This window comes from Cytobacillus sp. EB106-05-05-XG126 (assembly GCF_058791715.1).
In genome coordinates this window covers 22,050-34,097 of record NZ_JBYTDU010000016.1, presented here as the reverse complement: position 1 = coordinate 34,097, position 12,048 = coordinate 22,050, and the positions used below count along the sequence as shown (strand labels likewise).

Sequence of the window (12,048 nt, the reverse complement as noted above, 5' to 3'; positions counted from 1 at the left end):
CCTCCCTACTCAATGATAGACGGCACTTTTATATAGCCATCCTGATGTTCCGGCGCATTTTTCAAAACTTCTTCCTGTGGAAGCCCTTTATTCGCCTTATCTTCCCTCAATACATTTTTCATATCAAGAACATGGGATGTTGGTTCAACATGATCTGTATCAAGCTCATTCAAAAGTTCTGCAAATGAAATCATTTTGTCCAGCTGTTCCGTATAAGCTACAGCTTCCTCTTCAGTCATGGCAAGTCGCGCCAAGTGCGCAACATGCTTAACCTGATCTATTGAAATTCTCGACATTAATGCCACCTCCAAAAATGATACTCTCTATGCACAATTATTATGATCATACCAAACTTTCACGCGTTAAAGCAACACGCGAGAGCGGGCTGTTTCAGCAATCTTCTGCTTATTTTACCATGAGTTGAGGGAGAAATGTGTGTTTGTGTCTTTCTCTAGAGGATATATGAAAAGTAAAACCGAATTAATGGGGATGCGATTATAAGTACAGGAGGTAAGATTATGGAATTTTTCCGATTTGATTTGGATGTCAGCAGGGAAATTAGTCAATTTAGCAGCCACAATGCCAGCATCAGCCCGATTATCAGAAACAAAACAGCTACAGTTGGGTGTATCCATCTTAAGGATAATAGTGTTTTAGGGATGCATCCGGCAGCATGTCCCCAGCTATTTCTCATCGCTGACGGCGAAGGATGGGTTAAAACCGCTGGCGGTGAGCAGGTTGCAGTCCAAAAAGGAACCGCTGTTTACTGGTCTGAAGGCGAGGAACATGAATCAGGTTCTTACCTTGGCATGACTGCAATTGTGATTGAAGGTCCTGATTTGGACCCGCATAAGTATCTGAAGCCTTTGGAATAGAAAGCGGAACAATTGGCATTGGCCGGTAAAAGCAGAAGTTTGGCCGGTATTTTATTATATTTAGCCGGTAAATCCTGTATTTCGGCCGGTATTTTTTAAATTTGGCCCGTAAACTCCACATTTCGGCCGGTATTGTGATGCTTTACCCCCAAAAATAGAGCAGCGCGCCAGACGCTGCTCATTTCCGCTTAAATAGTTTGGCAAATAGGCCGCCTTTTTTCGCCTTTTTCGCTTCTGCTTTGACCGTTTTCCTATCCACAAATATTTCCGGTTTATCAATTGCATAATCATAGGCTAGAACCAGCCCGATCTCAGAATTATGTTCTTTGTTGGTAACGATTGTATATTCGACCTTATAGCCTGAAGCCAATTTAATATATTTTGATAAATAGGAGTAGCTCATATTTCCATTCAGATAAAGATGAGCTTTGCTGTTGGCTTTAAGGGCCTCTTCCACCTGCGGATAGATTCCATCCTCCCTCATCTGCGGCTGCTTCAAGGCAATGATAACCCTCTCCCGAAGCGAGCCAAGAAATTTGCGGCGCTCATCAGGCTTGGTCTGTTTCTGTCCATGAATCCCCTGTTGAAGATAATCATCTATATTTTCAGCCAATTGTACATCCTCCGTCCTTATTTGACCTCAGTGCTTTCATTGTATTCAGTATTATGCCCTATTTCAAATTTAGCCTATATAATATGTATGTTTTCGAAAGAGGTACTGTGCTTGCCTGATAAGTAAAAAATACCTCCCTTCCAAGGAAGAGAGGTGTAAATTAGGAGAATATACAAGATAAAAAATCAAATTACATAGGGTAGAAACTAAGCTTCCTGCTTTTCAGTGAACTGGTCTTCCTCGGTTGATCCCTTTAAAGCGGTTGTCGAGGAAGTCCCGCCAGTGATGACCATGGAAACCTGGTCGAAATAGCCGGTGCCTACTTCTCGCTGATGTCTTGTCGCCGTGTAGCCATGTGTTTCGCTGGCAAATTCGGCCTGCTGCAGTTCAGAATACGCAGCCATGCCACGGTCTTTATAGCCTCGTGCCAATTCAAACATGCTGTGGTTCAGCGCATGGAATCCAGCTAAAGTAACGAACTGGAACTTGTAGCCCATTTTGCCGAGCTCTACCTGGAATTTTGCAATCGTTTCGTCATCGAGCTTTTTCTTCCAGTTAAATGATGGAGAGCAGTTATACGCTAACAGCTTGCCAGGGAATTTTTCATGAATGGCTTCAGCAAAGCGCCTGGCCTCATCAAGATCAGGTTCAGATGTTTCACACCATACCAGATCTGCATAAGGAGCATACGCCAATCCCCGAGCGATCGCTTGGTCGAGTCCTGCCTTTGTCCGGAAGAATCCTTCTGGAGTGCGTTCCCCTGTAATAAAAGGTGCATCATATGGATCTACATCGCTTGTAATCAAGTCAGCTGCGTTAGCATCAGTCCGGGCGACAATAACAGTCGGCACTCCCATAACATCTGCTGCCAGCCTTGCAGAAATTAAATTCTTAACAGCCGTCTGCGTTGGAAGCAATACCTTTCCGCCTAGATGGCCGCATTTCTTCTCAGAAGAAAGCTGGTCCTCGAAGTGTACTCCGCCGGCACCCGATTCAATCATGCCTTTCATAAGTTCAAATACATTAAGCTGGCCACCGAACCCTGCTTCAGCATCTGCTACAATTGGAGCGAACCAGTCAATGGAATGATCCCCTTCCATATGATGAATCTGATCAGCACGCTGAAGGGCCTGATTAATTCTTTTTACTACACTTGGAACACTGTTGGCTGGATACAGGCTTTGGTCCGGGTACATATTTCCGGACAGGTTCGCATCGGCAGCAACCTGCCAGCCGCTTAAGTAAATGGCCTTCAACCCAGCCTTAACCTGCTGTACAGCCTGGTTTCCCGTTAACGCCCCTAATGCATTGACGAAATCTTCTTCATTCACAAGCTTCCATAGCTTCTCTGCACCACGGCGAGCTAATGTATGTTCGATATCAATTGATCCTCTTAACTTAATGACTTCCTCAGCGGTGTACGGTCTTTCTACTCTATTCCAGCGTTCATCCATTTCCCAGCTTTCCTGCAACTGACGCACTCTTTCATCTGCCATTTGATTAAATCCTCCTTTTAATTTAGAAAAATCATCATTTCAGCAAGATCCCGGCTGCAAAACACTCTGTAACATAACAGTACTAATAATATAATCCTGTTATATTATTACTCTATGTTGTTATAAGACAATTAAATATCTATGTTTTGTATTATATAACAGTTAATCCGGAATGGGAACCCCTTAATTAAAAAATTTAAAATTTACTGAATATAACATTCCGCTCCTTTTCACCTTCACTCTCTGTGTTATGATATAGAGATTAGTTGTTTTTTTGATCATTCTGATGGATGAAGGAGAATTTATGGAAGATAAAAATCGATCTTTATATAATTATCTAGTTGAAAAAGCCCCTGATATGACGAAGGATTGGAGAAGTTTTCAGGTCGTAAAGGCTGGTTCCGACTATTCCGCCGATGCCCCGCTGGAAAGGGCAAGGAAAGTTGAGGAGCAAAATACAAAGTATTTCAGGACTGTAGCAAAATCGCTGCTTCAGACAGAAGAAGAAATGAAGGAAACGATAGCCAACTGGACAAAGCAGACGTCCGCTGATCGGGTTAAATCCAGAACCTCCCTTGTCGATGTTCAGAGAAATCTTTCCATATTCCGAAAGGTTTATTGGATGCATATAAAACGTTTTGCCGAAACTGCCGACTTGGATATTAAAGCAGGAGATATATTTCATTGGCAGGAAGTTATTGATTATACGCTGGATTATGTAATGGAAACCTTCACCGAAAACTTTATGGATATATTGCTGAGCCGATTAAGCGCGCAATCTCTATTAATAAAAGAACTAAGCACGCCGGTTATCTCGCTTTCCTCAAAAGTTGGGCTGCTGCCGCTAATTGGGGATATTGATACAGAACGGGCCAAGTTTATTATGGAATCTACTTTGCAGCAGAGTGTAAAGCTGGGGATTACTCATTTAATCATTGACCTTTCGGGTGTCATCATGGTCGACACAATGGTTGCGCACCAAATTTTCCAGGTTATCAGCTCATTAAAACTTATCGGTGTTCAGTCAACCTTGCTCGGCATCCGTCCTGAAGTCGCACAGACAGCCATCCAGCTCGGAATTGACTTTAAGGATATTACAACGGAAAACTCTTTAGAGAAAATGTTCAGAAAATTAAATCTGTAATTTTTCCGGGACCTATGACAATTAGGTCTTTTTTTATTTATAAACCCTTCAGGTCACCAACTTAATTTTATTAATTTTGATGTATAGTTATGTTGTTATATGAGATATAACAGCAAATTAATGCGAAATATCGAATTTTTATACATTTGTATCTTTATAGTTTTTTAGATTTTTTGTCCTCCAACCTTTATTATGTTATGATAATAAACGTCTTTCCGAATTGGACCTTTCCCCAAACAATTTTTTTAACAAACACAAAACTGTATGTCACTGTATAAAAGGTGATTTTCCTACGAATTATTTTATGGGGATACTAAGAGAAAAATGGAGGTGAACAAATGGATCTCACTATGGCGACGTGGCTTTGGCTTCTTATTCCAATGCCATTATTAATCGTACTATCAGGCATCTCATATTTTGCTGAAAGGAGAGAATAAGTAAGTATGGATATAAATATACCAACGTTAATTGCGATTATTGTGTATCTGGTCGGCATGCTGCTGATTGGCGTGCTTGCAGCCAGAATGACTAAAGATTTATCTGATTATGTATTAGGCGGCCGAGGGCTGGGACCTGGCGTTGCAGCCTTGAGTGCAGGGGCATCCGATATGAGCGGATGGCTGATGCTCGGATTGCCTGGTGCCGTATATCTCGGAGGTATGGGAGAGATTTGGCTTCCAATCGGCTTGGCTGTCGGCGCATATTTAAATTGGCAGTTTGTGGCCAAACCACTGCGTGTATACACGGAAGTAGCCAACGATTCTATAACGGTACCCGGATATTTTGAAAACCGATTCCATGATACTTCAAAAATATTGCGTGTTGTTTCGGCAATCGTTACATTAATCTTTTTTACTTTCTATACTTCTTCAAGTCTAGTGGGCGGTGCTATTCTATTAGAAAATTCATTTGGAATGGATTATACACTCGCGCTTTGGGTCGGAGCTGCAGTCATTTTGTCCTACACATTATTTGGCGGGTTCCTGGCAGCCAGCTGGACTGACTTTATCCAAGGTATACTAATGTTCTTAGCTTTAATTATTATTCCAATTGTCGCGATTCAGGAACTCGGCGGATGGAATGAAACATTAAATCAGATCAGTGCAATAGATCCAACTCATTTGGATGTTGCTTCAGGAGCCACGTTTGTGGGCGTTGTTTCCCTGCTGGCATGGGGGCTGGGCTACTTTGGACAGCCACATATTCTTGTCCGCTTTATGGGATTAAAATCAACAAATGATGTTCCTAAAGCCCGGTTGATCGGTATGACCTGGATGGTACTGTCACTGTTCGGAGCTCTGTTTGTAGGTTTTGCCGGAATAGCGTACTTTGCAGATGCACCGCTTGCCAATTCTGAAACAGTGTTCATTATGTTTTCCCAAGTACTCTTTAATCCATGGGTAGCCGGATTCCTATTAGCAGCCATTCTCTCAGCAATCATGAGCACAGTTGACTCACAATTGCTCGTTTCTTCAAGTGCGCTGGCACAGGATTTCTATAAATCCATCTTTAGAAGAAATGCTTCCCAAAAGGAAGAAATGATTGTTGGCAGAATTGCTGTATTGGGCATTGCCATTATCGCTATCTTCTTAGGGTATAACCCCGAAAGCAAGGTATTGGAACTTGTCAGTTATGCATGGGCCGGATTTGGTGCAGCCTTTGGACCTGTCATCATCCTGAGCCTGTTCTGGAAGCGCATGACTCGTAATGGCGCTCTAGCCGGTATTATTGTTGGTGCTGTAACAGTAATTGTTTGGGCACAGCTTACCGGCGGACTATTTGACCTTTATGAGTTAGCGCCTGGCTTCCTATTTGCAGCTCTGGCGATTATCGTTGTCAGTCTTCTGGATAAGTCACCATCAGCAGAAGTTCAGGAGCAGTACGATCGATATAAATCAGTCCTTAAAAAATAATTGCAAAAACCCTCTTCCTATGTGGAGAGGGTTTTTGGGTATTTTCCCATAATTATAAAGATTTATATTACTTCCGCTCCAAGGGTCTTTGCAAAATGCCTTAAGGCCCACTCGTGGCCATCCTGGTCAAATGATGCAACAGCATCTTTATAAACCACAATTCTAAAGCCCTTATTATAAGCATCAACAGCTGTATGCAGGACGCATATGTCCGTACATACACCTACCAGGTGCACTTCCTCTATACCACGTTCTCTCAGTTTTATCTCCAGGTCGGTTCCTGCAAATGCAGAATACCTGGTTTTGTTCATGAAATAAACATTTTCAGCTTCCTTGTTCGTTTCATAAACCTCCTGCAATGAGCCGTAAAGATTTCTTCCTTCCGTGTTTCTGATATTATGTGGCGGGAATAAATTTGTTTCCGGGTGATGGATGTCTCCTTTATCATGAACATCAATGGCAAAAACAGTGTAATGCCCGCTAGCGATATACTCTTGTGTGAGCTCTGAGATTTTCTTTTCCAATAGCTGTCCAGGCCTGCCGCATGTCAGGGCACCGTCTTCAGCAACAAAATCATTTGTGTAATCAATATTGATCAGGGCTTTAATTGGCATTTTTTCATCACTCCAATCTGCAGTTCTTCTTTCATCATATACCTCAGCGGGCTGAATATCCAACTAAAAAAGGAACAGCAACCAAGTTGCTGTTCCCGCCTCCGAGTGGAGATCTATTAGTACATTTCAGAAGTAGTCTTCGCCTGCATGTGCAGAAGAATGTAGTCAGGGCCGCCCGCTTTGGAGTCAGTTCCTGACATGTTGAATCCGCCGAATGGCTGGTATCCAACAATCGCACCTGTACAGCCGCGGTTGAAGTATAGGTTTCCAACATGGAAATCTTCACGCGCTTTTTGGATGTGCTCACGGTTCTGTGTGATCACTGCTCCTGTTAAGCCGTACTCCGTGTTGTTGGCAATTTCAAGCGCATGGTCGAAATCTTTTGCCTTTGTGAAACCAACGACAGGCCCGAAGATTTCTTCCTGCATTAAGCGCGCGTCTGGTGCAAGGTCAGCGAATACAGTCGGTTTGATAAAGAAACCCTTAGAATTGTCCCCTTCTCCGCCTGTCATCAGCTTGCCTTCTTCTTTGCCGATTTCAATGTAGCTCATGATCTTGTCAAATGCACCCTGGTCGATGACTGGACCCATGTAATTGCTCTGGTCTTCAGGGTTGCCCTGCGTTAATTCGTTCGTCAGTTCAACCACACGGTCTAGAACCTGATCGTATACATCTTCTACGATAACCGCACGTGAACATGCCGAACACTTCTGTCCGGAGAATCCGAAAGCAGAAGCCACGATGGAAGTAGCCGCCAATTCAAGGTCTGCTTCTTTGTCGACAACGATTGTGTCCTTACCGCCCATTTCAGCGATGACACGCTTCAGCCAGATTTGGCCTTCGTTTAATTTAGATGCACGCTCGTTGATGCGAAGACCCACATCACGTGAACCTGTGAAGGAAATGAAGCGGGTGTCTTTATGGTCAACCAGGTAGTCGCCCACTTCTGCACCGCTTCCCGGCACGAAGTTTAGAACGCCCTTTGGAAGGCCTGCTTCTTCCATCACTTCTACGAATTTAGCTGCCACAACCGGTGTTGTAGAAGCTGGTTTTAATAGAACTGTGTTCCCTGCTACGATCGCAGCAACAGTTGTGCCGGCCATGATCGCCAGCGGGAAGTTCCAAGGAGAGATGATGATGCCCACTCCCAATGGAATGTAGTCATAACGGTTATATTCATTCGGACGGCTGTTGACTGGAACTCCGTCTTTGATTTCTAAGATTTGGCGTGCATAGTACTCAAGGAAGTCAATCGCTTCCGCAGTATCAGCATCTGCCTCGTTCCAAGGCTTTCCTGCTTCTTTTGTTAAAAGAGCAGAGAACTCATGCTTGCGGCGGCGGATAATCGCAGCAGCTTTGAATAAAACATCTGCGCGTGTTTCCGGCTTTACTTTTCTCCATGTTTTGAATGCTTCCACAGCAGCTTGCATCGCTTTTTCCGCATGATCGCGGTTTGCCTTTGAAACACGGCCAACGACTTCTTCTTTATTAGAAGGATTGATTGATACAATTTTATCTTCAGTAGAAATGCGCTCTCCGCCAATTAATAGATCATAATCCTGGCCCAAATAGCTTTCTACAGTTTGTAAACCCTTTAAATATGCTTCACGATGTTCTTCTTCTTTAAAGTTCGTGAATGGCTCATGCTTATAAGGTTGTACCATTTTTACCGCCTCCTGAGTGTACAAATATCAAACGTCAGATACTAGCGCCCCGCTCTTTACATGCTGGAACAAGGTCCGCTATTCTCTTAAAACGTTTTCATCCAAAGACTATATTAACACGAAAATAACATTATCTTCAAACATTCTCCGTAGATGTTATATATTAACATCTAAAGGGCAGAGTTGCGGTTTCACTTAGAAGGATAAGGAGTTGAAGCCCTATTGGGCAGGGTTGGATAAAACTGTTATATATAACTTTTTAATGCTGTATTGGGAGTGATTTTTATTTTTCAGGCGGGGAAGACCATTTTCCTTGTACTTTTTCCTTTTTGGGCGGCATGTTGGCTCTACGGCACCATTTTCCTCGAGACTCTTCCTTTTTGGGCGCCATGAAGACTCTTTCGCGACCATCCCCCCTTTCCTTTTTCGCCATCACAACAAAGCCATCGCTCTCAAAACAAAAAAACCCAGAAGGTGCTTCTCATGCACTTCTGGGTACCTGGTTCTAATGATAAATATGGACAAAAGGCTCGCTTTGGTCTGCTTTCCGGACTACAATCGCTTCCGGGCCGTTGACTGATGAGATGTTTACCTGGACTGAGATGTATTCAGGGAAGTGTTTGACAACAAGACCTGTTACATATTGGGTAAATCCAATACCTTCTGCTTTCCCATAAAATTGGATTGGGATATCAATGTTGATTTCCTGCAATTGATCTTGGGCATAGAAAGCTTTCCCGATAACTCCATTAAAGTTAGGGAAGTATGTTTCCACATCCTGTTTAAAGTTAAGAAAAGCGGTTAAATCATCACGATGATTTTTTTCAGCTGCGCTTGAAGGGAACAGGACATATTTCTCGCTGATCCCTTCCCATCCGCCTAGCTTATTGCTTCCTTTGTCTGCCTTAGCATATGCAAAAAAGCTTCCCGGCACAACCGAAGTTCTTGCCTGCTGTTCAAACAAAGCAATGGTTACCGGCACATCCTTCAGACCCTTGATTTGCCGTATTCTCTGAAGGACTTCTTCAGCCATCTTTTTGCCTTCCCGTTCAAGAACATCCCGTTTAATATCGGTTTCAAAAGTCGCGCCATATTGTTCTTTCTGATAATAATGAACAGAGTTCATGGCAAGACCTATCACAACTCCGCCAAGACCCACTTTTCCATCATCGTTTTTCAGCAGATAGTTGTGCTCAAGTATATGTGCCAGGTATATCGGGCTTTTTTCATTATTTTTATCAATATCTCCGCCATCTGCAATCATTGGATTTAAGCCAATGTTGTCTTCGGCTTTCAGCTCGCGTTCCTTCAGCTGATCGTCAGTAAATTTGCGGTTAAGCCAGGCCTGGACTGTTCCTCTTTTTAAATACTGGCCTTCCTGGAATAAGTATTTATCCGGATCAAATGAGTTTTGTGCCACACGCATTAATCCGGTCTCAAATTCATTAATGTCATATTTAGTGCTTATATTATTGACCACAAGACCTCTGGACTCACTTGGTTCAAACGGCAGCAGCGTTCGATAATACTTGTCTGAAATTTTATAGTTCGGAATGATTGCCTTATCCTTTTCGTTCTTATCTTCCTGAACGACTTCCTCCTGCTTATTAAAATTAGGCGCACAGCCTGCAAGCAGAAGGGTTAGGGATAAAGCAAGCATTAAGAGTTTTTTCACGGAGCTTACACCCTCTTACTTATTTAATTCTTCAACCAGTCTCTCCTCGTTCCAAACTTCTACACCCAGCTCCTGGGCCTTCGTCAGTTTAGATCCGGCTTCTTCTCCGGCGATTACAACATCCGTTTTCTTGCTGACGCTTCCGGATACTTTGCCGCCAAGCGCCTCTATTTTATCTTTTGCTTCATTTCGGCTCATGATTTCAAGCTTTCCTGTCAGAACGACCGTTTTCCCTGCAAAAAAGCTATCTGAGCTTTCGGCAGAAACTGGCTTTGGCCCATTATAAGCCATGTTGACTCCGGCTGCTTTCAGCTCGGCAATCAGTTCATGGGCTTCCTCCTGTTCAAAGAAGGAAACAATGGAGTCCGCCATTTTTTCACCAATTTCATTTATTGCTGTTAAATCGTCCCGGGATGTTTTTTCAAGTGCCTCCATATGGCTAAACTCCTGGGCAAGCGTTTTGGCTGCCTTCGCTCCCACATGGCGGATTCCCAGGCCAAATAACAACTTTTCAAGAGAATTCCCTTTGGAGTTTTGAATCGCCTGAAGAAGATTGTTTACAGATTTTTCACCCATCCGTTCGAGCTGGATAAGCTGTTCATACGTTAATTTGTAGATATCTGCCACATCTTTAATCAGATTTTCGGCAAATAATTGGCTGATCACCTTTTCACCAAGGCCATCAATGTTCATGGCGTTGCGGGAAACAAAATGAATAAGGCCTTCCCTGATTTGTGCCGGGCACTTTGGATTGATGCAGCGCAAAGCCACTTCACCATCAAGACGGACCAGTTCGCTCTCACATTCCGGACAATGTGTCGGCATATTAAAATCCTGTTCCTCACCCGTTCTCCTGTCTGCCAGTACATTCACAACTTCGGGGATAATATCTCCCGCTTTTTTCACAACCACCTGATCGCCAATCTTAATATCTTTTTCGCGGATCAAATCTTCGTTATGAAGTGAAGCCCTCTGGACAGTCGTCCCGGCAACACGGACAGGCTCCAGAAGCGCAGTTGGCGTAACTACGCCCGTTCGCCCAACGCTCAATTCTATATCCCTAAGTGTAGTAACAACCTCTTCTGCAGGGAATTTATAAGCTATGGCCCAGCGTGGGCTTTTCGCCGTAGCGCCCAGCTGCTCCTGCTCCTCCAGTGAATCGACTTTGATTACAATACCATCAATGTCATAGGACAGATCCGGACGTTTGTGGGTCCATCCCTGTACATATTCAATTACTTCCTCAATGCTTTCACATCTTTTGCGTTCTTTATTTGTTTTAAATCCGAGGCTATCCAGAAAATCCAGACCTTCACTGTGGGATACAATCCCTGTATTCCCCGCATTCGCTATGCCATAGACAAAAATATCGAGATTGCGCTTTGCTGCAAGGCGCGGATCCAGCTGCCTTAAGGAACCTGCTGCGGCATTCCTTGGATTAGCAAACGGCTCCTCCCCATTCTCTTCTTTTGCTTTATTCAATTTCTCAAAAGAGCGTCGGGGCATGAAGGCCTCACCGCGGACTTCCATCGTGACGTTCTCTTTCAGCCGGAGAGGTATCGAACGGATAGTCTTTAGGTTAGCGGTAATATTCTCGCCAATGGAGCCGTCACCGCGTGTGGCACCAAGAATAAATAATCCATCCTCATAGCGGAGGGAAACAGCCAGCCCATCAATTTTCAATTCACATACATAAGAAACATTTTCTCCGGCACCCTGGCGGACACGGCGGTCAAAGTCTCTTAAATCCTGTTCGTTGAAGGCATTTCCCAAACTGAGCATCTGCGACTGATGCTCCACTTTTTCAAACATATCGAGGATTTCCCCTCCAACCCTCTGTGTGGGAGAATCCTCTGTTTTCAGTTCAGGGAATTGTTCTTCAAGCTCAATCAGTTCCCTCATCAGCCTATCGTATTCAGCATCTGGAACAGACGGCTGATCAAGAACATGATACTCATAATTATACTGATTCAAAAGGTTGTGCAGATCTTTCACCTTTTTTTCTGCCAATTGAAGGTCCATACATTCAACCCTTTCTATAATCCATTGAAAAT

At 43.6% G+C, this 12,048-nt stretch carries 10 protein-coding genes; 3 read left to right on the top strand and 7 right to left on the bottom strand.

Annotation, left to right across the window (positions count from 1 at the left end; translation table 11 throughout):
• Positions 1-5: 5 nt before the first annotated feature.
• A complete protein-coding gene (gatC, locus tag AC3WTL_RS22400) occupies positions 6-296 on the bottom strand; it encodes an Asp-tRNA(Asn)/Glu-tRNA(Gln) amidotransferase subunit GatC (protein WP_009335962.1) in 291 nt (96 codons plus the stop codon).
• 222 nt (positions 297-518) lie between these two features.
• Here gatC and AC3WTL_RS22395 point away from each other — a divergent pair, with 222 nt between their 5' ends.
• Complete coding sequence (locus AC3WTL_RS22395; protein ID WP_248349431.1) at positions 519-875, top strand: cupin domain-containing protein; 357 nt, start codon at positions 519-521, stop codon at positions 873-875.
• A gap of 178 nt (positions 876-1,053) precedes the next feature.
• Here AC3WTL_RS22395 and AC3WTL_RS22390 read toward each other — a convergent pair whose 3' ends face one another.
• Complete coding sequence (locus tag AC3WTL_RS22390; protein WP_048010911.1) at positions 1,054-1,488, bottom strand: YueI family protein; 435 nt, start codon at positions 1,486-1,488, stop codon at positions 1,054-1,056.
• 206 nt (positions 1,489-1,694) lie between these two features.
• On the bottom strand, positions 1,695-2,984 hold the full coding sequence (gene aceA, locus AC3WTL_RS22385) for an isocitrate lyase (protein WP_492370063.1): 1,290 nt from the start codon (positions 2,982-2,984) through the stop codon (positions 1,695-1,697).
• Between the two features lie 304 nt (positions 2,985-3,288).
• Between aceA and AC3WTL_RS22380 the strand changes: the two genes are divergently transcribed.
• Together AC3WTL_RS22380 and putP are read left to right on the top strand one after the other, a co-directional pair.
• The gene (locus AC3WTL_RS22380; protein WP_492370062.1) at positions 3,289-4,128 is read left to right on the top strand and encodes an STAS domain-containing protein; all 840 of its coding nucleotides are present in this window, start codon (positions 3,289-3,291) and stop codon (positions 4,126-4,128) included.
• 443 nt (positions 4,129-4,571) lie between these two features.
• Entirely contained in the window at positions 4,572-6,041 is a 1,470-nt protein-coding gene (gene putP / locus AC3WTL_RS22375; RefSeq protein WP_261391558.1) for a sodium/proline symporter PutP, read from the top strand.
• 62 nt (positions 6,042-6,103) lie between these two features.
• Here the strand turns inward: putP and AC3WTL_RS22370 are convergent, their stop codons facing one another.
• From AC3WTL_RS22370 to ligA, 4 genes are all read right to left on the bottom strand, one after another.
• Complete coding sequence (locus tag AC3WTL_RS22370) at positions 6,104-6,655, bottom strand: cysteine hydrolase family protein (protein WP_048010916.1); 552 nt, start codon at positions 6,653-6,655, stop codon at positions 6,104-6,106.
• A 116-nt stretch (positions 6,656-6,771) separates the two neighbouring features.
• The gene (gene pruA / locus AC3WTL_RS22365) at positions 6,772-8,319 is read right to left on the bottom strand and encodes an L-glutamate gamma-semialdehyde dehydrogenase (RefSeq protein WP_222499797.1); all 1,548 of its coding nucleotides are present in this window, start codon (positions 8,317-8,319) and stop codon (positions 6,772-6,774) included.
• 505 nt (positions 8,320-8,824) lie between these two features.
• Positions 8,825-9,994 carry a CamS family sex pheromone protein gene (locus AC3WTL_RS22360; protein ID WP_222499795.1) on the bottom strand — a complete coding sequence of 390 codons (1,170 nt, stop codon included), beginning with the start codon at positions 9,992-9,994 and terminating at the stop codon, positions 8,825-8,827.
• A 15-nt stretch (positions 9,995-10,009) separates the two neighbouring features.
• Positions 10,010-12,016, bottom strand: a complete 2,007-nt coding sequence (ligA, locus tag AC3WTL_RS22355; RefSeq protein ID WP_226620163.1) for an NAD-dependent DNA ligase LigA — start codon at positions 12,014-12,016, stop codon at positions 10,010-10,012.
• Positions 12,017-12,048 lie beyond the last annotated feature (32 nt).